Here is a 20,086-nt window from a genome sequence, read left to right as displayed (position 1 = left end):
ACAGTTCCGTAGACGGCCTCACCGGAGAGCAACCGTGTCGAACCCCACCCCTACACCCGCGACAGTCGAACTGTGGATCCGATCGTTCGCCCCCTCGAGCGCCGGTCCGACCCAGGAACGCGCCCTCGACCGACTCGACGAACTCGCGTCGACCGCGTCGATCGAGTCGGTCGAGGTCGGCGTCTGGGGGAAGGAAGTCGAGGTCGAGGGCGTCGACCGCGCGGTTCGGATTCCACAGCTTCAGCGGATCGAACGGCGGCTCGAGGCGTTCGAGACGTGGGCGGCTCGCACGGATCGCCGCCTCGAGCCGTTCTTCCGGAACGCGCACGTCGAATCGTCGATCACGGGCGAATCGCGCGACGTCTGGCGACTGCCGACGATCGCGGTCGCCGAGTTCGACGAGAACGACGACCTCCTTCACGTCGCACCCTGTCGCGACGGCGATCGAACGATCGACGTCTTCGACCGGTTCGATGCGCTGGCCGACGACGCGGAGCCACACCGCCCGATGGACGGGCCGCGCCGGACGGAGGAGGTGATGACCGACCGCTCGTCCGAACGGACGAACTACGGCCGGGATCACGTGGACCTGCCGGCGTTTCGGTCCGACTAATCGTTCCAGTTCCGACCGCTATCGCCGCGACCGCGATCGCCGCGGGTGCTGCGCGTTCGGTCGCCGTTCCGGGTGGGGACGCGATCGCCGGACCAATTTTCTGCCGTCGATCGATCGGGGATGGGGACAGTCAGGATCAGCGTGAATAACACCTATGCTATTCAGTGACATACGACGACGCATGGCGAGTGAACCACACGCGATCGGCCCGTCACAGTGTCGAAACTGCGGCTTCGAAGCGCCCGGTGGCGACGACGCGTGGCGTCGGATCGACGTTCCGAAACTGGGTCGCATGACCCAGTGTCCCGACTGCGAGAGCACAGACGTGATCACGAGTCGGTAGGTCGCTCGAGCGCAGACAGACTCTTGGGCGTCACGCGCCTAGACGGAGGTATGGGACACGAACCGAACGCGCACGAGCGCGGGGCGGACGACGACCTCCCCGCGAGCGACGCCGAGTGGCGATCCGAACTGAGCGAGGAGGAGTACCGCATCCTGCGGGAAGCCGGCACCGAACCGCCGTTCAGCGGCGAGTACGTCGACCACAAGGAAGACGGCAGCTACGTCTGCGCCGGCTGCGGCGCCGAACTGTTCGACTCGGAGACGAAGTTCGAATCCGGCTGCGGCTGGCCGAGTTTCTACGACGTCGACGACGGCCGCGTCGAGACGCGCACCGACACCAGCCACGGGATGCGACGCACCGAAGTCCTCTGTGGCAACTGCGGCGGCCACCTCGGCCACGTCTTCGAGGACGGCCCCGAGCCCACCGAGAAACGGTACTGCATCAACTCGGTGGCCCTCGAGTTCGACGAGGAGTAGGACCGCGCCCGTCCCCCCGATTCGGTCTCGGCGCGGTATGAGACGAGTGCAGGCACTACCCTTTTCGACGCGACCGCCGGACCACCGGGCATGTCCAACGAACGACCGACCGCCGAGGAACTGCGACAGGGAGTCACCGTCGAGGTCGTACAGGGCGATCAGGACGTCCAGTCGACGGACGCGGAACCGATCGTCGGCGAGGTCGCGACGGTCTACGGCGACGAACCCGAGGGACCTGAGGTCGAACTGAAAAACGGCGTCGTCGGCCACGTGCAGTCGGTCGTCCACGACGAATAGCGCGCGTCGATTCACCCGGCCCGCTCCTCGAGTCCCGCTTCGTCTCGAGTCGTTCTCTCCGGCCATCGTCTCGAGTCGTCCCCTACGGCCGTCGTCACGCATTGCGTCTCGACGGAATCGATTTCAGCCGTGCCGTTGTCGCCCGACTATGGCCGACTCGAGTCGCCTCGCTTTCGTCCGCGACGTCGCCGCGGTCGCCCGAGAGCGCCAGCTCAGCGTCAAATCGGCGGGACTGGCCTACCACGCGTTCAACACGCTCGTCCCGCTGGCGATCCTCGCGCTCGTCGCCGTCTCGTTCACCGACTCGTTCGAACCGTTGATCGCGACCTTCGAGCGCGCGGCGGGGCTCGACGAGGCGGTGACCGACGGCGGCCTCGAGGGGGGCGTCGGAACCAGTGCCCGAAGGCGGGCGGCGGTGTTCGCGGTTGCGATCCTCCTCTGGAGCGCGGTCCGGCTGTTTCAGGCGGTCAACAGCGCGTTTACGGACGTCTACGGTGCTCGAAAGGAGGAGTCGTACGTGAGTACGGTGACGACGATCGCGCTCGTCACGGCGCTCAACACGGCCCTCGTGACGGCCACGGTCGCGGTCGGCGTCGCACTGGTCAGCGTGGTCGGGATCAGCCTCTCGACGGTCGTCGGCGGGGTCTGGTCGGCGGGTCTCAACACCGTCCTGCTCGCGGCGCTGTTGCTCGTGGTCTTCTTCCCGATGTACTACTGGTTTCCCCAGCCCGACGTCTCGGTCGCCGAGGTGCTGCCGGGAACGGCGTTCGCCGCCGTCTCCTGGACCGTCCTGGCCGTCGGCTTCCGAATCTACGTCACGGCCTCGGAGAGCGTCGCCCTGTTCGGGATCGCCGGCGCGGTCCTGTTGATCCTGACGTGGGTGTACCTGGGCGGGCTCTGTCTCCTGCTCGGCGCGGTTCTCAACGCCGTCCTCGCGGGCCACGTCGATCCCGAAGATGGGTGGGTCCCGATGCGATCGGTGTGGTCGACGGATCACTCCGACTAGGCGCTCGGCGGCGTGGATTCAGACGCTCGACGGCGTTACGGGCCCGAGCGACTCTCCTGCAGTTCGTACCAGGCGGCGATACCCAGAGAGAGGACCAGGAGCGAGAGGCCCGTGACGACGCCGGAACCGAACTGCTCACCGAGTTCGACGTCGACGACGCCGCTGCTCAGGAGGACGACGCCGACGGCGATCGCGGTCGCGCCACCAGCCAGTATCAGGAAGCGGAGAGCAAACTCGATCGTCGCGTCAGCCCGTATCCAGTCGGACGGGATAAGGCGCCTGCCTGAGTCTGAACCGTCGCGAATCCGACGGGACACTCGCTATCACACCCGTCAGCGTCCGTCGTCGCGAAACGCGGCGTAGATCGTCCGCGCGCGGGTCTCGCGGATCCCCTCGATGCAGCCGTACACGCGCTGTCGACGTAGTCTCGCAGGGTCTTGCGCTCGAAGCCGACCGAATCGATCGCGAGATCGCCCGTGGGCAGTCGATCGACGACGACCTCGGTCACGTCCGGATGGTCGCGGACGGCCGCGAGGAGGCCCGCTGGCTCCCGATCGTCGACGGTGACGGCGACGCGCATGCTCGTCGGTTCGTCGTCGACCCGGGCCGAACGAGGTGTCCCGCGAGACGCGGCAGGGAGATTCCACGAGCCGAAACGAACCGATGGGTTCTATCGGCTCGCGTCCGTATACGCGACGAATGGTTTCCGAAGGGATCTCCGACGGCGCGCAGGTTCTCGCCGTCGGGTCCGACGCCGAACACGCGGGGCCGCTCTCGAACTGGGTCGAAAATCGAGCGGCGACCGAAGACGGCGCCGGCGCCGTCGAGACGGTTTCGAGCGCGAGCGAGGCCCTCGAGGCGCTGGACCGACGGGCCGTCGACTGCGTGGTGACCGCCCAGCACCTGCCGAACGGAACCGGACTCGAGCTGATCGAACTGCTCCGCGAGCGCGACCCCGACCTGCCGGTCGTCCTCGTCGCCCGCGACGGCGACGAAGCGCTCGCCAGCGAGGCCATCGCGGCGGGCGTCTCGGAGTACGTCCCCGCCGATCGGCCGGACGCGGCCCTCGAGGCGACCCTCGAGCGAGCGATCGAACGGGGTCGCGACCGACGGCAGTGTCGTGCGAGCGCGCGCCAGTTCGGCGCGGTGTTTGACGATCCGGAGGCGTACGCGTGGGTGCTGGATCTCGACGGGCACCTTCGTCGGGCCAACGAGACCGCGCTCGAGGCGATCGACGCGAGCGAGCGCGACGTTCGCGGCGAGTCGTTCGCCGAGTCGCCGTGGTGGGAGTACGCCGAGGCGGGACCGACGACGCTCCGGCGTGCGATCGATCGGGCGGCGAACGGGACGGTCGTCGATCGGGAGATTCGGCTCGGCGGCGGGGACGCGAGCGGCGAGGTGCCGCGAACCCTCGAGGTGACGTTCCGACCGATCCGCGACGAGTCGGGGACCGTCGTCTCGCTGCTCGCGCAGGCGAGCGACGTCACGGAGCGAGTCGAACTCGAGCGAGAGCTCCGCGAGTCGGAGGAGCTCCACCGGGTGACGCTCAACAACATGACCGACACCGTCCTCATCACGAACGATGCGGGCGAGTTCACCTACGTCTGCCCGAACGTCCACTTCATCTTCGGCTACGACGACGACGAGATCCACGAGATGGGCTCGATCGAGGAACTGCTCGGGCCCGACCTCTTCGACCGCGAGGACCTCGAGGACGAGGGCGTCCTGACGAACATCGAGTGCACGGCGACGGACAGGGCGGGCCGTGAACACACGCTGCTGGTCAACGTCCGCGAGGTCTCGATTCAGGACGGAACGCTCCTCTACAGTTGCCGTGACGTGACGAAACGAAAACGCCGGGAGGTGGCGCTGACGGCGCTCCACCGGACGACGCGGGAACTGCTCTACGCCGAAACCGAGCGCGAGATCGCCGACATCGTCGTCGGCGACGCTACCGAGATCCTCGACTGCGAGGGGAGCGGCGTCTACCTGTTCGATACCGACGAGAACGTCCTCCGCCCGGCCGCCGCGTCTCCGGGACTGAATCGCCTGAACGGTCCGCTCTCGCAGCGACGCGCCACCGGCGACAGTATCTCGGGCCGGGTCTTCGTCGAGGGCGAGTCCCGGTTCTTCGCGGACGTCTCCGACGCGGACGCGCTGGCCGATCCGACGACGGACGTCAGGAGCGCGGGGTTCGTGCCGCTCGGCGATCACGGCGTCTTGCTCGTCGGGGCGTCCGAAACCGACGCCTTCGACGACGTGGATCGCGAAGTAACCGATCTGCTCGGGGCGACGGCGGAGGCGGCGCTCGATCGGGTCGAGCGCGAGCGAACCCTCCGCGAGCGCGATCGCGAACTCAAACGGCAGAATCAGCAGCTCACCCGGCTCAATCAGGTCAACGAGATCATTCGCGAGATCGACGCGGCGCTGGTGCGGGCCGAAACCCGCGAGGAGATCGAGCGAGCCGTCTGCGAACGACTCACGTCGGCCGATCGGTTCTCGTTCGCCTGGATCGGGACGACCGACCCCGCGGGCGAGCACCTCGAGCCGACAACACTCGGTGGAACGGGGCGCGGTCAGGAGTACCTCGACAGCGTCTCGCTCTCGCTCGCGGACGCGACCGAGCCGGCGGCCCGCACCGCGGCCGACCGCGAGGTGACGGTCGTCTCGAACGTCGTCGACAGACTTCGCGACGAACCGTGGCGCTCGGAGGCCCTCTCCCGGGAGTACCAGTCCGTCGCCGGCGTCCCGCTCGCCTACGACGAGTTCACCTACGGCGTGTTGACCGTCTACGCCGATCGCCCCGACGCGTTCGACGAGGTGACGCGGACCGTGCTCGCGGAACTCGGCGAGACCATCGCCTCCGCCATCGCCGCCGCCGAGCGCAAACAGGCGCTGCTGACCGACTCTCGGACCCGCCTCGAGTTCGACGTCCGCGACGACGGCTTCGTGTTCTCCCGGCTCGCCCGGCGGGCCGACTGCGCCCTGTCGTTCGACGGCGGCGTTCGGCTACACGAGGACGGGGCCGCCGTGTTCGCGACCGTCGACGGCGCCTCACCCACTGCCGTCGCGGACGCGGCCGCCGATCTCGTCGCGGTCGACGACGCTCGGGTGATCAGCGACGACAGGAGCGACGGCGACGGAACCGAGGCTAACGGGACCGACGGCGACGAAACCGCCAGTAACGGGTCGAGTAACGCCAGCGGGACGGTCCTTCTCGAGCTCTCACCGCCGTTTTTGGCGCTCCAACTCGCGGATCACGGCGTCGTATTGCGGAGCGTGGAGGCGACGCCGGAGGGGTCGCGCGTCGTCGTCGACGTTCCGCGCACCGTCGACGCGCGGGGGAGCATCGACATCGTCTCGAACGCGTTCTCGGACGTCGATCTTCACGCCAAACGAACCGTCGAGCGGACGAGCGCCCGCGACCTCCGGTCGGAACTGCTCGAGCGACTCACGGACCGCCAACTCGAGGTCGTGCAGGTGGCGTACTACGGGGGCTACTTCAAGTCGCCCCGTGAACGTTCGGGCGAAGCGGTCGCCGAGACGCTCGGCATCTCCGCGGCGGCGTTCTATCGTCACGTCCGGACCGTCCAGCGGAAACTGTTCACGATCCTGTTCGAGGAGATCGGCGTTCCGGCAAATATCGAGGGCAGTGTTGAATAGTGAACCCTCTCGAACGGACGGGGTTAGCTATCCAACGAATATGCCTATCCTAATATCCCTATTATTCCTGAATGCAACGGCGCGACTCCCATGAAAGACATCTCCCTCAACCCCGACGAGGAATCGACCTACGAGTGCTTCGACTGCGGAACCGTCGTCCGCGCGGCGGCACCCGAATCCTGTCCTGACTGCGGCGCCGACATGCGCAATCGGCAGACACCGATCGAGTGATCGAGTCGCCATGGCGTCGAACCAGCAGTCGTCAGCGTCCGCTACGCCGCAGCGATCGGTCGACGCGACCGAACCCGAGACGGCGCTCGAAACCGCTCGCCGACAACTCGAGCGGGCGACTGCCCATCTCGAGATCGACGAGGCCGTGCTCGAGCGACTCAAACACCCGACCAAAGTTCACGAGGTGAGCGTCCCCCTCGAGCGCGAGGACGGCTCGGTCGAGGTCTTCACCGGCTACCGCGCCCAGCACGACAGCGTCCGCGGCCCGTACAAGGGCGGGCTCCGGTACCACCCCGAGGTCACTCGCGACGAGTGCGTCGGCCTCTCGATGTGGATGACCTGGAAGTGCGCGGTGATGGACCTCCCCTTCGGCGGCGCGAAGGGCGGCGTCGTCGTCGACCCCAAGTCGTTGACCGGCGACGAGAAAGAGCGACTCACCCGCCGGTTCACGCAGGAGATCCGCGGCGCGATCGGCCCGACGAAGGACATCCCCGCTCCCGATATGGGAACGGATCCGGCGACGATGGCCTGGCTGATGGACGCCTACAGCATGCAGGAAGGCGAGACCATCCCCGGCGTCGTCACCGGCAAACCGCCCGTCGTCGGCGGCAGTTACGGCCGCGAGGAGGCGCCCGGCCGCAGCGTCGCGATCGTCACGCGCGAGACCTGCGACTACTACGGCTACCCGCTCGAGGACACCACCGTCGCCGTGCAGGGCTTCGGCAGCGTCGGCGCCAACGCGGCCCGCCTGCTCGAGGAGTGGGGTGCGACCGTGGTCGCCGTCAGCGACGTCAACGGCGCGATCCACGACCCCGACGGGATCGACGTCGATGCGATCCCCTCCCACGACGAGGAACCGGAGGCGGTCACCAGCTACGCGGCGGAGGCGAGCGACGTCGCTCGAATCACGAACGCAGAACTGCTCGAACTCGACGTCGACGTCCTCGTCCCGGCCGCCGTCGGCAACGTCATCACCGCGGACAACGCCGACGACGTGGCGGCGGACATCGTCGTCGAGGGCGCGAACGGCCCGACGACGTTCGCCGCCGACACGATCCTCGACGAGCGTGGCGTGCACGTCGTCCCCGACATTCTGGCCAACGCGGGCGGCGTGACGGTCAGCTACTTCGAGTGGCTCCAGGATATCAACCGCCGGACGTGGAGCCTCGAGCGCGTTCACGAGGAACTCGAGGCCGAGATGACCGAGGCCTGGTCGGCCGTGCGCGACGAGGTCGAGCGGCGCGATCTCTCCTGGCGCGACGCCGCCTACGTCGTCGCGCTGTCACGGGTCGCCGAGGCCCACGACGCGCGCGGGTTGTGGCCCTGACCGCGGCCTCGAGTTGACCGCGGCTACGGGTCGCGGACCGCGCGGCTCTCCGTTTTCGGTCCCGCTTCACCGGTCGTGAGGACGTATTACACGTTCCAGTCGATCGTACGGACGTACTATGCGTTCCGGTCGAGATACGCGATCGCCTTCGCGTCGCTCACCTGCCCGAACTTGCAGTAGAACTGACCTACTGCGCGGAACGACTCGGGGGTCTCGAGGGCGATCACCGCGTCGGCCTCGCTCTCGAGGTCGTCGACGCCCCGCGGCGACCCGACGGGAACCGCCAGCGCGACGTACTCGGCGCCGGCCTCCCGCACCTGTCGGAGACAGGCAGTCGCGGTCGCGCCGGTCGCGACGCCGTCGTCGACGACGACCACCCGCTTCCCCTCGAGGTCCGGCAGGCCCGGCCGATCGCGGTATCGGTCGGCCTTCGCCGCGGCGTTTTCCGCTTCGTCGTCCCTGCTCTCCTCGAGGTACGTCTCAGACACGCCCAGGCGATCGATCAGGTCCTCGTTGTACCAGACGCTGCCGTCGCTGGCGACCGCCCCGAGCGCCAGTTCGGGGTTCTCCGGCGCGCCCATCTTCCGGGCGACCACGACGTCGAGGTCCGCATCCAGCGCGTCCGCGACCGGCCGCGCGACGGGGAGCGCGCCGCGGGGGATTCCGAGGACGATATCGGCCTCGAGACCGCGGGACTCGAGGTCAGCGGCGAGTCGTTCGCCGGCGTCGGTTCTGTCGTCGAACATACAGCGAGCTACGACGGCCACGTACTATGGCTTGTCGTGGCAGACGATGGAACCGACCGCTGCGCAACCGTTTGCGGTGGCGCGCGCTGGCGACGCGCTCGAGTATCGACGAGAGCGCGTCGCCGAGGTTGCGCGAGGGATGAGCGAGCGAGAGCGCGGCGCTACGCGCCGCGGACGCGAACGGCGTAGCCGTGAGCGGGAGCGAGCGAATCGGTTGGGAAGGGTGTGGAGATCACCGTTGCCAGTAGCAGCAGAACGCTCGAGTTAATCGTTTCACCGAGCGTTTCCGAGTCGAATTGAGATCCGAAAACGACCGGAACACGCCTGCCAAACGGCTACCCGTCCCGGTTTCTGGATGTGCGGTATGGGACGACTGCAGCGAACGCTCTCGAACATCTCCGAGGAAGAGATCGACAACGGCCGGATCGGGATCGTCGCCGGCGCGATCGAGTACCCTAATCAGCCCGTGCTCGTCGGCCGCGCGGCGCTGCGGACCGGCTCCGACCACGTCCGGACGTTCGTCCCCGATCCGATCTACGAGATCGTCGCGGGGCAGGACCCGAACCTGCTGGTCGACCGCTACGCGGGCGAGCAGTTCGAGGAGAGCGCGGTCGAACGCACCCGCGAGATGAGCGAGTGGGCAGACGCGCTCGTAATCGGCCCCGGACTCGTCGACGCCGATCCCGAGGCCGTCTGCGAGGCGATCGACACGATCGACGTCCCGATGGTCGTCGACGCCCTCGCGCTCGAGCCGTCGCTCGACGCCGACCTCTCGAACGCCGTGCTCACGCCCAGCGATACGGAGGTCGGTCCGATCCGCGACGAGTACGGCTCGCTCGCGACGTTCACGGAGGAGACGGGCGCCGTCGTCACCCTGACCGGCGACGTCGACGAGATCGTCGCCGGCGGCGAACGACTCGAAAACGAGACGGGGACGTCGGCGATGACCGCCGCCGGGACCGGCGACACGTTGGTCGGGATCGTCGCCTCGCTGCTCGGCCAGGGAATGGACCGGCACGAGGCGGCCGAACTGGGCGCGTGGATCCTCGGCAAGAGCGGCGAGCTGGCGACCGCCGAGCGCGGGCCGGGCGTCGTCGCGACCGACGTGATCGAGCGGATTCCGGACACGATCCGCTGAGTCGAGGGCGTCCGCTCGAAGCCGCTGCGGATCGGGCGCGGTCCGTTTGGAAGCCGCTGCGGATCGGGCGCGTTCCGTACGGGTTCCGACTGGACGGGAAACCATTACTGCTCGGCGCGTCATCAGTTCGAACGAGATGTCCGAACAGCGCTCCCCACCCGCGGCGACGACGGCGGACGAAATCTCCCACCCCGTCTTCGCTGCGATCTACGATCTGTGTCCGGAACCCGAAGCACTCGAGGCCCAGCGCGGGTATCTCGTGCGCGACCTCTCGGGCCGGGTGCTTGAACTGGGCTGTGGCACCGGCGACATGTTCCCGTTCGTCGTCGACGGCGCGAGCGACGACCTCGAGTACCACGCCATCGAACCTGACCCGCACATGCGCAGGCGGGCGGCCGAGGCCGCTCGCGAGACGGGACTCGCGGTGGACCTCCGGGACGCCCGCGCGGAGTCGCTTCCGTACCCCGACGACAGCTTCGACGTCGTCCTCGCCGGCGTCGTCTTCTGTACCGTCCAGGATCCCGACGCGGCCCTCGAGGAGGTCGTCCGCGTGCTGAAGCCGGGCGGCGAGTTCCGCTTCCTCGAGCACGTCGGCGCCGACGGTTGGCGCGGACGAGGGCAGGAACTGCTCGATCCGATCTGGCAGCGCGCGGCGGGCGGCTGTCACCTCACCCGCGACACGGTCGGGCGCTTCGTCGGCCACGAGGCGCTCGCCGTCGAGGAAATCGAGTCGCTCGAGGCCGGCGTCTTTCCCGCGACGCCGATCGTCCGCGGGACGCTGCGGCGCCGCAACGACGGCGTCGTGGGCTGAGTTCCGAACTCCGGGCTCGAGTCCGCCGCGACGGCGTCTCGGTCGGCTAATCGAGGAACCCCGGAGTCTGCAGGTGGAACCGTTTCCCGCGCGTCCGTGATAGACGCGACTATGTCCGAACCGGATCGAGAGCCGACGGAGAAACCCACGACGTCCAAGGAGGAGGCCGAGTCGGAGGGGAAGTGGATGGCCCGTAACGGGATCGCGATCGGGGTCGTCTCGATTCTGGCGCTGGTGGTGCTCATGATCGGGGCGATGCAGGCGACGGGTCTCGTCGACGTCCTCGCCCCCTTCGCGGAAACCGCAGGCGCACAGTGGGGCGTCTTCTTCGTCATGGCCCTCGTGGTGATCATCCTCGGTGGCTGGAGCTGGAAGGCCATCGCCTAGGGCCGCGGTCGAGTCGAATCGCGGGGTCACGATACCCCGTGACGGCGAGAACCGATCCGTCCGTTCCCGTCCGTTCCCATCCGCTCTTTCTGCCCGGTAGTTCGCTTCGTCTGGCTGTCGATTCTCTCCGCGTGCCCGCTCGGTTTCCCGGGGTCACCCGCCGTCGGCTTCCAGCACCTCTCGGTTCCGGATCCACGCGTCCGCGCCGAACTTCCGGTCGGCGAGGTCCCGGGCCGCCTCGAGTTCGTCGTCGCGCCACGACGCGTCCGCCGCGTCGCACCACTCCCCGAGCGCCGTCGCGAGCGTCTCGACGGCCTCCGAGCGGTCGATGCCGGTCTCCTCGCGGATGCTCGTCACGCGATCGGCGAACGTCTCCGGGCCGACGTCGGTCTCGAAGACGCCGACGTGGCGCTCGGGTTCGAGGTCGTAACTGATCGAGCCGTGTTGGATGACGACGTCGCGCTGGCGGTACTGGGCGTTGCCGCTGATTTTCCGGGCGTCCGCGCCCGCCGACGCCGGTGCGACGACGTCGTGGGCCGGGTTGATGTCCCGCAGATAGCAGGAGGGCTGGTAGATCGACGACTGCTCGACGCCGGCGAAGTCCGCGTCGACGCCCATCCGCCGGAGTCCCTCGAGGATCGGCTCGCAGAACAGCGCGTAACAGTCCATCAGGTCGCCGGGCACCTCGTCGGCCGGCGCGACGATCGTATAGGAGATGTCGGCGTGGCGGTCGTGGTAGATCCCGCCGCCGCCGGTCTGACGACGCGTCACACCGACCCCCTCGCGCTCGCAGTACTCCCAGTCGACCGTCTCGGCGTCTTGACGGTACCCCAGCGACAGCGTACTCGGTTCCCACGAGTAGACCCGAACGGTCCGCAGGTCGTCCTCGAGGGCCGTCCGCGCCGCGATCTCTTCGACGGCCATCTGCACGGCCCCCTCGCGGGGGTCGTCCCGGATCAGCCGCCACTTCCGATCGGCGAGTTCGCTCATACCGGCTGGTCACCGGCGACCGAGTTAGTGATTGCGACGGCCCGTCGTCGCCGATTCCGTCCGAATTCCGTCCGAATTTCGGTCGAACCGGCGGCCGGAGTGAATCGACCGCCGAACGCCCTCGCTCGTACACCTTCTCCCACCTAATGGAGATTTGTAGGTTCTAACCGCAGGTTCTACACGGTTTTACACTCACACTGAGGGGGCGACTCGACTGCGAGCCGTTCAGACTGAGGACACCACGACGTCCGGAGCTACCAGATTCCTAGAAGGAAAAGAGGTCGGTCTGCCCTTCCTCGACACCATCGACACTCTGCCGACGAACCCCGCCGGGCGGGACGATCTCCCCCGCCTCGATCGAGTCGGTGAGCCACGCCGCCCGCTTCCCGACGTCGTCCAGGTGGTCGTACGGAAAGTGTTCGTCCGGGTCTACCCGTTCGAAGACGACTCGAAGCGACCGACGGAACGTGTTCGTTGTTTCGAGATCAAGCAGCCGCGGATAGGCGAGGACGTAGAGGTCGTCGTCGTCCGTCCAGTCGATATCGCGGGCGCTACCGTACACCGCGTTCGCCAACTCGGTCGGCGTGATCGCTTCGAGATTTCCGACCGACTCCTCGTCGAGGCCGTCCGGTGTGAGGTAGAGCAGCTGGTCGCAGAGTTCAGACGCGAAGCGTTGTTCGCGGCTACGAAAGGTCGTTCCATTGGATGGAAGAAGAAGGACGTACGTTGTCACAATTCCTTACCGGTACGTTTCGTGGGTGACACCGGGGATGTTTCCGAAGTGTCCGTCACCAGCGAGAACAGGCTCATCACGCTCCAGAGCAGTTGCTGCGATTGCTGCATCTCCTTTCCCGATACCAGGCCCCTCTCCTTCATCCGCATCGGCCATTCGCTCACCGAGCAGCCGCCCAGCGCGGCGGGAGATACTCGGAGTCATATCTATTACTGGGTAGGAATCGAGTACGGCTTCTACCTTCTGACGTTCTTCGACGGTGTTCGCTACCTTCCCGACGCCGATATAGAGCTCCAGAACGGTCATTGAGGGGATTACCAGCGGAACGTTCTCTACTTCGAGTTCCTGTTCTTTCTCGACGGCGGGTTCGACGTCGTCGATGACATCCAGAACGAAGCTTGTATCGACGATCATTCGAAGCGCTCTGCAACTTCGCGGACTTCATCACGATCCGCCTGATCAGCGGCCTCGATTGCTTCTCGCATCTCGCTCACCTGGTTGTCGTCGAAGACGTCGCGGAGATCGCGGAGTGACCGCCCACCGATGAGTCGATCCACGGCGTCGCTGAACGACTCGTTATCACGTTTGTTCGCCTTGATGCGTTCGTATACGTCATCTTCGAGACGGATCTGATGTGACATCCTTGTTGACAGCGTTGACGCTCTACGAGGATTAAGATTGGGGTGGTCAGCGCAACTGGCCCAGTTCGTCAAGGCTCTTCGGTCTTGTACTGCTCTAGCTCGTCGCCGATACTACCGTGAAGCCGATCATACGCTTCCTTGAGCAAGCTTCGAGCCTGGGTCAATCTCATCTCGGTTTTAGGGTCTACCCATGTCCCAATATCGTCGCGGGCTAAATCAGGGATGGTTGGATCAGTGGCGTAATTATACGCGGTGGCGATCGCATCCAGATCCCACGCCAATGCCCGAAGCTTCTCGTCATCAATTTCCTCTATTTCTTCATCATCGAGGGGTGGCTGAAGCACCGCCTTTCCGAGATATTCGTTCTCTTGGTCTTCTATCTCCTCAGAATCGTTCACTGGCTCCTCTTCTTGGAGATAAACGTGTTTCACGAAAGTTCGGAGTCTGCCGCGCGTATGTTCGGTATATACCTGGCCTACCGGTGCGTTCCACTTTTCCTCAAAAGAATCGTCAGGGTCACCATCTCCGAATACTTCTTCGGAGGCGTCTGTGAACGCGTCATCCAAGTCATCTTCGACTCTATCCAGTAATTTCAAAAACTCCCGTGCTTCGTTCTCTGTAAGGCGTTTATCTTTGTTCATTCTCCGAATCCATTTCCCGGTATCTCATTAACCAAACAACAGACGAACCAATTATTTCGGGTGGGGATTGAAACCCGAGGTGGTTGTTGAAGTGTTCCCCTGCTTGTTTTGTCGAGACCTCTATGAAACTATGATTACATCCGCGCCATGGACACTGTCCAGTTACTGGCCCAGACAGATCCCGTTCCCGATCACTCCCACTTTCGGTGAACCAATCGTAAGGACTCATATTTCTGTTCTACCTATTTCTCCTGCTCTTCTGCCCACAATTCTGAGAGGAGATCGTCGCCAAGATCTGCGGCCTCGTGTAGTCCTTGGGCCGTGATTTCTCCGATACGCTTTCTATTCCGCTTTACGATCACCTGGCCGCCTGGTTTCTTTTCGAGAAGGATGTCACCGACAGTCATGTACTCCGTCTCATGTTCTTTGTTCAACGGCCCCAGCAACGCAAAGTATTGGTATTCTATGTCGGTAGGTGCATTGGATTCAGCTACTAAATCAACGTCCAGCGAGTTAAGGTCACCAACATACGCGGGGTTGATGTGCCCTTTAGCTAACATCCGTGCAATCCTACACCGTTCCTTAGCGTCGTCCTGAGTCATGCAATGATCTCCTGTTGCTCAGCATTGGATAAGGGCTCCAGATCCTTATGGCACGATTCACAGACGGTCACGAGATTGTCCAGTTTATGCGCCTTCTCGTCATCATCGAACTTACGGTAGGGTTCAATGTGATGAACGTGGAGTCCAGTCTCATATTCTGCCCGGTGTTCTTTCTGGGTCATGCCGCATTTCTGGCAGCAGAAGCCATCTCTTTGAAGTGCTTCAAATCGTGCTTCGCCCCAGTCTGGCCCGTAGTCCGAGGACTTTGGGCCACCAGAAGTGACGTATCCACACCATCGGCATTCAATTCCCATTGATTCAGCGGCCACCACTCTCCGGTCAAAGAACGAGTGTTCTTCACACTCACTTGGATCGGTGACAGATCGGCGGTACCAGCATATTTCAGACTCATCACAACCCGAATCTAAACAGTTCTTGCAGAGTCCTGGTGAAGTCCGATGGGCCACCTCTATATGTCTCGTATCGAGTCCATCATCTTCAGGATCGAATCCGTTCTCTTTGATTTCTTCGGCGATAGACCGCCTCAATTCTTTCCGCTCTTTTTTCCCTTCTTCCGATTGGTCAAGCGACTCCTCACAACATGTACACTTCAATCGCTTAACTTCCAGGTCGTCACTCGATCGAAGTGTCTTCTTACACTCCGGGCAGAACTTGTATCCACGTTGTTTCCCTCGTTCAGAGGTGCTTTTCACGACCTCTGTTCCACAGTCTCTACATACCGTTTTGGAATAGTCAGCCATCGTTTTCCTCCAGTTCGTCTAATCCGGTCTCAATCACACGTCGGTACGCCTCATCGAGATCAAGGTCGTTCGCTGCGGCATAGTCTTTCACGCGTCCATTTAGCTGGTGGCTGATCTGAATATTCGGTCGCATGTGCGTCCCGATGGATCGTTGTCCGTTAGCCATTCTGGTTTTCACACCGATAGTCAGTACGTCATAGTGTCTATTAGTCTTTTGGACAAATAGACATAAGCCAGTGCTCTAACCACTTATCAGTTATCGGCAATCTTTATGCCACCTGTATGTGTGGGCGTCCTAGTGAGTGCCCGCGACTGCCGCAGAGCTGACGACTGCCCTCTTGGACGACATCGACGTCGATAGCTGCAAGTTCAGCTACACGGAGACGCAGATCGACGGCCCCGATATTCATCACGTCTACACGACAGAATCCTACGGAGTCCCGTCAGACCCGTTCGGCGTCGCCAATCAGATCACGTCGCACCTGGAGGACGGCGAGTCACTCCTCGACGCGATCTCCCAGACTCGGCTCTACCAGGAGTTCGACGACCCCTATTGGAACGATCACCCGCAGGTCTACGACTTTCAGGTGATGCTGCGGACGTTCCTGTTCGCCGAACTCCGCGGGTTCGCTCACCGCTCGCACATCGCTGACTTCCTCGACGAGAACCCGAACACAGCGCTTGATCTTGGATTCGACTTCAAGAAGAACTCGCTGGAGGTTCGTACGCCGTTTCAGACCACGGTTAACGAGTGCTGGAACGACCGGTTCAACTAAGACGTACGCGACTACATCGGAGAGACCGTCGAGTACGTCCACGAGTGGGCGCGCGAGAACGAGACGTTCATCGAGACCACAGAACTGAGCGTTCCCTCCGAAGACGAGGAGGAAGGGCTCTCGAAGGAGGAGATTCGGCGCATTGTGAACGAGATGATGTGCCACATCCTCCCGAACTATTCGTTCGAGCGCGGGGACAACAAGAGCCACCGGAAGAACCTCTTCTTCGAGGTACTCGCACACTGCGCGCTTACCAGTTCGAGCGTCTACGGCGGTGGAGAGACGTTCGAGTGGTCGAAGTGCAGCGACGAAGCGCCGCCGTCCGGGCGGACGTACTTTGACCACATCCAGAGTCTCTCTCCCGCGCAGATGCTGGAGATGTTCGACGAGGCGATCGAGAGCCAGTTCAACGCGGCCTCGAAACTCGACCTCTACGACCAGGCGCTCCCGATCGCCATCGACACCACCACGTGGGAGTCCGATGCGTTCGGGAAGCGCGTCACCTTCGAGTCAATCAGTAACCCCGAAGACGACGAGTGGAGCAAGGCGAAACGCAACGAGACGTACAAAGCGATCGAGAAATGGGATTTGCAACCGCTCGTCGGGAGGGACTCTGAGAAGATTCGGAACGCCGACTTCGATGATCCTGAGTTAGTCGAGATCGCCGAGTCCATCCCGGACGTCGTCCGGTACGTCCACGGGACGAAGTCGGGCGACGACTTCTGCTACGCGTGGGAGTTCGCTGCGGCCTGCATCGCACACCCCACGTGCCCGATGGTGTTCGCGGTGAAGCCGCTCGAACGGAAGGACGAACTCGAAGAACACGTATCGGAGTTCATCGAGCGCGCGCAGGAGCTCATCGTCGTGGACGAAGTCTACATGGACTCCGCGTACGCGCAGGTGCCGGTCTACAATCGGTTCCGGTACCCGGGCAAGTTCCGGACAGCGGACGTCTTCGACATGGACTACGTGATGAATATCCGCGAGAACGACGACGTGAAGAAAGCTGTTCTCAAGGAGAAGCCCGGTGGCGGTGACTTCACCGCTAAGATGGACGACAACGACGATGACGTGACCATCCTTCAGGAGTACGCCCAGTACTCGCAGGACGAGAAAGCGTACGGCCACACCACGCTATTTGCGCTGCCGAAGCGGGGCGTCGAGACGGTCGAAGACCCCGTGACCGACCGCGTTGCGTTCTGTACGAATCGCGCTGGGTTCGACTCCGAGAGAGCGCTTGAACTCGTCAACGGCAACGACGCCGACGACATCGAGGACGAGCGCGGGGGCTATTCGTGGCGCTGGCTCATCGAGTCCGGGTTCAAGAAGGTGAAGGAGTTCCTCGCGTACACGAAGACGGGAGACGCCGATACGCGGCTCTTCTACATGTTGTACGCGACGCTGTTGTTCAACACCTGGATGCTCGTCGATCGGACTGTGAAGAAGCGGAAGGGAATTGAGTATGCGGACGATCCCGAGCTGAAGGCGAAGACCTTCGCGGTGATCGTGGCGAACTACCTCCGCCCGGTGACGTAGCACCCCACGTTTCTTCTGAAAAACCGCCTCACTCCTGAGCGGCAGCGCTCGGCAACTTTCCTTCTTTTCCGCCGTTCTTATCGCGTAACACTCATATAGACCGACCGGCGAGTATCGGCTACCTTCTTTCACGGTGAGTGGCTGGTATCGAACCGAGAGCTAACGGTTAGAATCGGCATTTCTCCGATAGGTGTTCTCCCATTTGATATAGCGTGAGATGGTTTACAGCAGACTCGGTAACCGATTCACGGGGCCGTGTCCGCCGACGCTGGGTGCGCCGCCCCCACGAATTCCCCGTGCCGACCGCTCGTTCGCGGCCGGAATCGGACGTCACGACGTTTTTACGTATCCGACGGCTATCCCGGGCTATGGTGCGGAACGTCGCCGGGTTACTCCCGGAGCTCGAGGCCGAAGACTTCTATCTCCTCTCGGGGGTCGAACAGGGGATGCGCTTCTCCGAGTGGGTCCAGCGGGAGAAGCTCCCGAAGTTCTCCAGCCTGACCGAAGAGGAGGTCGATTACCGACTCGAGCGCTGTCTCAAACGCGGGTTGATCGAGAAGAAGACGATCCAGTACGAGGGGTACACCCTCCAGTTCGAGGGGTACGACTCCCTGGCGCTCCGGGCGCTCGTCCAGCGGGAGACGATCGGCGAGTTCGGGTCGCCGCTGGGCGTCGGCAAGGAGAGCGACGTCTACGAGGTTCGCTCCTACAAACCGCTGGCCCTGAAGTACCATCGCGAGGGGTACACGAACTTTCGGGAGGTCCACAAAGAACGCGATTACACGTCTGAGAACGACCACGTCTCGTGGATGTACACCGCCCGGAAGGCCGCCGAACGGGAACACGAGATCCTCGAGGCGCTCTACCCGGACGTCTCGGTCCCCCAGCCCATCGATCAGAACCGCCACGCCATCGTCATGGAGAAGATGGACGGCGTCGAACTCTCGCGAACGCGACTCGAGGACGACCAGGTGCTGGGCGTGCTCGACCTACTCGTCGACGAGATCGCCAACGCGTACGCGCACGGGTACGTCCACGCCGACATGAGCGAGTACAACGTCTTCGTCAACGAGGCGGGAGTGAAGATCTTCGACTGGCCCCAGGCGGTCCCGACCGAACACGAGAACGCCAGCGAATTCCTCCGGCGTGATCTGACGAACATCGTCGGCTACTTCCGCCGCAAGTACCCCCAGCACGTCCCCGATGGACTCGAGAGCGATGACCTCGCCGCGTCGATCGAGGACGACTCGTTCGAGACGATCACCGAATTCGTCGCCTAGGAAGCGGGAGCGGCTCGTCGGTCCGGACTGTTCGTCAGTCAGGAGTAGCCGCTGGTCTGGCTCCTCGTCGGCCTCGAGCGGGCCAAACGACTGAAATCGATTCGTTTCTTCCGGCCTACCTCCCGTCGCGTCCCGACCGCAGTTCCGAGAGGGAGTTCGCAGAGTAGCTAGCGAAACTGTGTCGTTCGGGAGTGACACGGCCGTTCGGACTGTCTTCCGGTCGCTGGAACGCCGCGAATCGGCCGAATAGAGACCGAGCGACGCTGATTTTCCGAGTCTGCCTCGTTGCGGAGACTCTGGTTCGATATGCGGGTATCGCATTGGATAAACTGAATATCGATATACGAAATCGTGGTTCTCCAGTCGAATCGATTCGATCCGGATTCAGGTCGTATCGGGCCGGTGGTGCCCCAACGGGACCGAACCGATCGTCTCGCTCGACCCGCTCGAGTCACCGAGTCGCGAATCGGTCGCTCGAGCGGTCAGCAAATCGTCTGGCGAAGATCGGAAGCCATAATACCGCAGTCACCCGATTTCGGGGTAGAAACCGACGCTGGCTACACCGTGGTTCGATTCCGCGGGTCGGCATTCGGTCAGCCGTACGTCATTGGCGGGTTCCGACCGATTTCGGTCGGATCCCGGAATCGTTACGTCTGGCCGACTGAGGCGACCACAGCGGCGGGGTTCCACCCGTACCCATCCCGAACACGGACGTTAAGCCCGCCTGCGTTCCGGCGAGTACTGGAGTGCGCGAGCCTCTGGGAGACCCGGATCGTCGCCTCGCTCTTCATACTGCAGTTCGCACCGCTACCGACGGGTACTCCTCGCGGCGCTCGGTTGGCTCCCGTTAGATCGACCGCCGCCGCAAGGGTTCGAGGTCCGCGTGCGCGCCGTCGATCCTCGAGCCGATGACTGCGACGTAGGCGTTCTCGCCCGTGTACGGCGCCTCGAGTACTGTGCCGCGGTTTTATCGACGACGCCATCCAGTTTTCGCCCTTAGCGTCGGTCCCGAAGTTCGAAGCCCTTATACTCGAGAGTTCGGAAGATACGGTAGACTCGCTGAGCCGCGGGCGGCAGCGGGCACCTGT

At 63.9% G+C, this 20,086-nt stretch carries 23 protein-coding genes, 1 rRNA gene and 1 pseudogene; 15 read left to right on the top strand and 10 right to left on the bottom strand.

All coding sequences use genetic code 11. From position 1 onward, the window contains the following. Nucleotides 1-34 precede the first annotated feature (34 nt). The 5 genes from J0X25_RS21100 to J0X25_RS21080 all read left to right on the top strand — a co-directional run bounded on the left by J0X25_RS21100 (nt 35) and on the right by J0X25_RS21080 (nt 2,735). Nucleotides 35-613: an HTH domain-containing protein gene (locus J0X25_RS21100; protein ID WP_207289416.1), complete on the top strand. Its 579-nt coding sequence runs from the start codon at nt 35-37 to the stop codon at nt 611-613. Nucleotides 614-794: 181 nt separating this feature from the next. Next, a complete protein-coding gene (locus J0X25_RS21095) occupies nt 795-956 on the top strand; it encodes a hypothetical protein (RefSeq protein WP_207289415.1) in 162 nt (53 codons plus the stop codon). Between the two features lie 50 nt (nt 957-1,006). Continuing rightward, nucleotides 1,007-1,432, top strand: a complete 426-nt coding sequence (gene msrB / locus J0X25_RS21090) for a peptide-methionine (R)-S-oxide reductase MsrB (protein WP_207289414.1) — start codon at nt 1,007-1,009, stop codon at nt 1,430-1,432. 90 nt (nt 1,433-1,522) lie between these two features. After that, nucleotides 1,523-1,729: a DUF2196 domain-containing protein gene (locus J0X25_RS21085; RefSeq protein WP_207289413.1), complete on the top strand. Its 207-nt coding sequence runs from the start codon at nt 1,523-1,525 to the stop codon at nt 1,727-1,729. A gap of 148 nt (nt 1,730-1,877) precedes the next feature. After that, complete coding sequence (locus J0X25_RS21080) at nt 1,878-2,735, top strand: YihY/virulence factor BrkB family protein (protein WP_207289412.1); 858 nt, start codon at nt 1,878-1,880, stop codon at nt 2,733-2,735. Nucleotides 2,736-2,770: 35 nt separating this feature from the next. Here the strand turns inward: J0X25_RS21080 and J0X25_RS21075 are convergent, their stop codons facing one another. Further along, on the bottom strand, nt 2,771-3,052 hold the full coding sequence (locus tag J0X25_RS21075; protein ID WP_207289411.1) for a hypothetical protein: 282 nt from the start codon (nt 3,050-3,052) through the stop codon (nt 2,771-2,773). Nucleotides 3,053-3,144: 92 nt separating this feature from the next. Continuing rightward, nucleotides 3,145-3,315, bottom strand: a pseudogene (locus J0X25_RS21070) (ERCC4 domain-containing protein); the annotation flags it as partial. A 119-nt stretch (nt 3,316-3,434) separates the two neighbouring features. Here J0X25_RS21070 and J0X25_RS21065 point away from each other — a divergent pair. The 3 genes from J0X25_RS21065 (at nt 3,435) to gdhB (ending at nt 7,956) form a co-directional block, all read left to right on the top strand. Further along, nucleotides 3,435-6,398, top strand: coding sequence for a bacterio-opsin activator domain-containing protein (locus J0X25_RS21065; protein ID WP_207289410.1), 2,964 nt, complete (start codon nt 3,435-3,437; stop codon nt 6,396-6,398). A 90-nt stretch (nt 6,399-6,488) separates the two neighbouring features. Then, entirely contained in the window at nt 6,489-6,629 is a 141-nt protein-coding gene (locus J0X25_RS21060; protein ID WP_207289409.1) for a rubrerythrin-like domain-containing protein, read from the top strand. A 10-nt stretch (nt 6,630-6,639) separates the two neighbouring features. Next, on the top strand, nt 6,640-7,956 hold the full coding sequence (gene gdhB, locus J0X25_RS21055; RefSeq protein WP_207289408.1) for a glutamate dehydrogenase GdhB: 1,317 nt from the start codon (nt 6,640-6,642) through the stop codon (nt 7,954-7,956). 116 nt (nt 7,957-8,072) lie between these two features. Here gdhB and J0X25_RS21050 read toward each other — a convergent pair whose 3' ends face one another. Then, nucleotides 8,073-8,702 (bottom strand): phosphoribosyltransferase, encoded by a 630-nt coding sequence (locus tag J0X25_RS21050; RefSeq protein WP_207289407.1) that lies wholly within the window; start codon nt 8,700-8,702, stop codon nt 8,073-8,075. A gap of 364 nt (nt 8,703-9,066) precedes the next feature. Here J0X25_RS21050 and J0X25_RS21045 point away from each other — a divergent pair, with 364 nt between their 5' ends. The 3 genes from J0X25_RS21045 to J0X25_RS21035 all read left to right on the top strand — a co-directional run bounded on the left by J0X25_RS21045 (nt 9,067) and on the right by J0X25_RS21035 (nt 11,038). Continuing rightward, entirely contained in the window at nt 9,067-9,840 is a 774-nt protein-coding gene (locus J0X25_RS21045) for an NAD(P)H-hydrate dehydratase (protein WP_207289406.1), read from the top strand. Between the two features lie 136 nt (nt 9,841-9,976). Then, a complete protein-coding gene (locus J0X25_RS21040) occupies nt 9,977-10,651 on the top strand; it encodes a class I SAM-dependent methyltransferase (protein WP_207289405.1) in 675 nt (224 codons plus the stop codon). 111 nt (nt 10,652-10,762) lie between these two features. Further along, complete coding sequence (locus J0X25_RS21035; RefSeq protein ID WP_207289404.1) at nt 10,763-11,038, top strand: hypothetical protein; 276 nt, start codon at nt 10,763-10,765, stop codon at nt 11,036-11,038. 153 nt (nt 11,039-11,191) lie between these two features. On the opposite strand, the gene J0X25_RS21030 is transcribed toward J0X25_RS21035, so the two are convergent. From J0X25_RS21030 to J0X25_RS21000, 7 genes are all read right to left on the bottom strand, one after another. Continuing rightward, a complete protein-coding gene (locus tag J0X25_RS21030; protein WP_207289403.1) occupies nt 11,192-12,028 on the bottom strand; it encodes a lipoate--protein ligase family protein in 837 nt (278 codons plus the stop codon). 265 nt (nt 12,029-12,293) lie between these two features. After that, a complete protein-coding gene (locus J0X25_RS21025) occupies nt 12,294-12,761 on the bottom strand; it encodes a hypothetical protein (protein ID WP_207289402.1) in 468 nt (155 codons plus the stop codon). A gap of 6 nt (nt 12,762-12,767) precedes the next feature. Then, the gene (locus J0X25_RS21020) at nt 12,768-13,175 is read right to left on the bottom strand and encodes a PIN domain-containing protein (protein WP_207289401.1); all 408 of its coding nucleotides are present in this window, start codon (nt 13,173-13,175) and stop codon (nt 12,768-12,770) included. Continuing rightward, on the bottom strand, nt 13,172-13,402 hold the full coding sequence (locus tag J0X25_RS21015) for an antitoxin VapB family protein (RefSeq protein ID WP_207289400.1): 231 nt from the start codon (nt 13,400-13,402) through the stop codon (nt 13,172-13,174). The genes J0X25_RS21020 and J0X25_RS21015 overlap by 4 nt, the downstream gene beginning before the upstream one ends. A gap of 68 nt (nt 13,403-13,470) precedes the next feature. Then, nucleotides 13,471-14,043, bottom strand: coding sequence for a hypothetical protein (locus J0X25_RS21010; RefSeq protein ID WP_207289399.1), 573 nt, complete (start codon nt 14,041-14,043; stop codon nt 13,471-13,473). Nucleotides 14,044-14,285: 242 nt separating this feature from the next. Further along, entirely contained in the window at nt 14,286-14,645 is a 360-nt protein-coding gene (locus tag J0X25_RS21005; protein ID WP_207289398.1) for a hypothetical protein, read from the bottom strand. Next, nucleotides 14,642-15,406, bottom strand: a complete 765-nt coding sequence (locus J0X25_RS21000) for an HNH endonuclease (protein WP_207289397.1) — start codon at nt 15,404-15,406, stop codon at nt 14,642-14,644. Before J0X25_RS21000 ends, J0X25_RS21005 begins: the two co-directional genes overlap by 4 nt. Nucleotides 15,407-15,708: 302 nt before the next feature. On the opposite strand from J0X25_RS21000, the gene J0X25_RS20995 reads away from it, so the two are divergent. The 4 genes from J0X25_RS20995 to rrf all read left to right on the top strand — a co-directional run bounded on the left by J0X25_RS20995 (nt 15,709) and on the right by rrf (nt 19,782). Next, complete coding sequence (locus J0X25_RS20995; RefSeq protein WP_226776985.1) at nt 15,709-16,182, top strand: hypothetical protein; 474 nt, start codon at nt 15,709-15,711, stop codon at nt 16,180-16,182. 153 nt (nt 16,183-16,335) lie between these two features. Next, nucleotides 16,336-17,718: a transposase gene (locus tag J0X25_RS20990; RefSeq protein ID WP_207289395.1), complete on the top strand. Its 1,383-nt coding sequence runs from the start codon at nt 16,336-16,338 to the stop codon at nt 17,716-17,718. Between the two features lie 368 nt (nt 17,719-18,086). Beyond that, the gene (locus J0X25_RS20985) at nt 18,087-18,998 is read left to right on the top strand and encodes a serine/threonine-protein kinase RIO2 (RefSeq protein WP_207289394.1); all 912 of its coding nucleotides are present in this window, start codon (nt 18,087-18,089) and stop codon (nt 18,996-18,998) included. Nucleotides 18,999-19,660: 662 nt separating this feature from the next. After that, nucleotides 19,661-19,782, top strand: a 5S ribosomal RNA gene (gene rrf, locus J0X25_RS20980). The last annotated feature ends 304 nt before the right edge of the window (nt 19,783-20,086 follow it).

This window comes from Haloterrigena alkaliphila (genome assembly GCF_017352155.2).
Lineage (GTDB): Archaea > Halobacteriota > Halobacteria > Halobacteriales > Natrialbaceae > Haloterrigena > Haloterrigena alkaliphila.
Note: the sequence above shows the minus strand (reverse complement) of the source record. Positions and strands in the feature narration are given on the sequence as shown.

Coding starts and splice junctions, on each gene's coding strand:
- J0X25_RS21095 (WP_207289415.1), top strand. CDS start 795: ATGGCGAGTGAACCACACGCGATCGGCCCGTCACAGTGTCGAAACTGC.
- msrB (WP_207289414.1), top strand. CDS start 1,007: ATGGGACACGAACCGAACGCGCACGAGCGCGGGGCGGACGACGACCTC.
- J0X25_RS21085 (WP_207289413.1), top strand. CDS start 1,523: ATGTCCAACGAACGACCGACCGCCGAGGAACTGCGACAGGGAGTCACC.
- J0X25_RS21080 (WP_207289412.1), top strand. CDS start 1,878: ATGGCCGACTCGAGTCGCCTCGCTTTCGTCCGCGACGTCGCCGCGGTC.
- J0X25_RS21065 (WP_207289410.1), top strand. CDS start 3,435: ATGGTTTCCGAAGGGATCTCCGACGGCGCGCAGGTTCTCGCCGTCGGG.
- J0X25_RS21060 (WP_207289409.1), top strand. CDS start 6,489: ATGAAAGACATCTCCCTCAACCCCGACGAGGAATCGACCTACGAGTGC.
- gdhB (WP_207289408.1), top strand. CDS start 6,640: ATGGCGTCGAACCAGCAGTCGTCAGCGTCCGCTACGCCGCAGCGATCG.
- J0X25_RS21050 (WP_207289407.1), bottom strand. CDS start 8,702: ATGTTCGACGACAGAACCGACGCCGGCGAACGACTCGCCGCTGACCTC.
- J0X25_RS21045 (WP_207289406.1), top strand. CDS start 9,067: ATGGGACGACTGCAGCGAACGCTCTCGAACATCTCCGAGGAAGAGATC.
- J0X25_RS21040 (WP_207289405.1), top strand. CDS start 9,977: ATGTCCGAACAGCGCTCCCCACCCGCGGCGACGACGGCGGACGAAATC.
- J0X25_RS21035 (WP_207289404.1), top strand. CDS start 10,763: ATGTCCGAACCGGATCGAGAGCCGACGGAGAAACCCACGACGTCCAAG.
- J0X25_RS21030 (WP_207289403.1), bottom strand. CDS start 12,028: ATGAGCGAACTCGCCGATCGGAAGTGGCGGCTGATCCGGGACGACCCC.
- J0X25_RS21020 (WP_207289401.1), bottom strand. CDS start 13,175: ATGATCGTCGATACAAGCTTCGTTCTGGATGTCATCGACGACGTCGAA.
- J0X25_RS21015 (WP_207289400.1), bottom strand. CDS start 13,402: ATGTCACATCAGATCCGTCTCGAAGATGACGTATACGAACGCATCAAG.
- J0X25_RS21010 (WP_207289399.1), bottom strand. CDS start 14,043: ATGAACAAAGATAAACGCCTTACAGAGAACGAAGCACGGGAGTTTTTG.
- J0X25_RS21005 (WP_207289398.1), bottom strand. CDS start 14,645: ATGACTCAGGACGACGCTAAGGAACGGTGTAGGATTGCACGGATGTTA.
- J0X25_RS21000 (WP_207289397.1), bottom strand. CDS start 15,406: ATGGCTGACTATTCCAAAACGGTATGTAGAGACTGTGGAACAGAGGTC.
- J0X25_RS20990 (WP_207289395.1), top strand. CDS start 16,336: ATGATGTGCCACATCCTCCCGAACTATTCGTTCGAGCGCGGGGACAAC.
- J0X25_RS20985 (WP_207289394.1), top strand. CDS start 18,087: ATGGTGCGGAACGTCGCCGGGTTACTCCCGGAGCTCGAGGCCGAAGAC.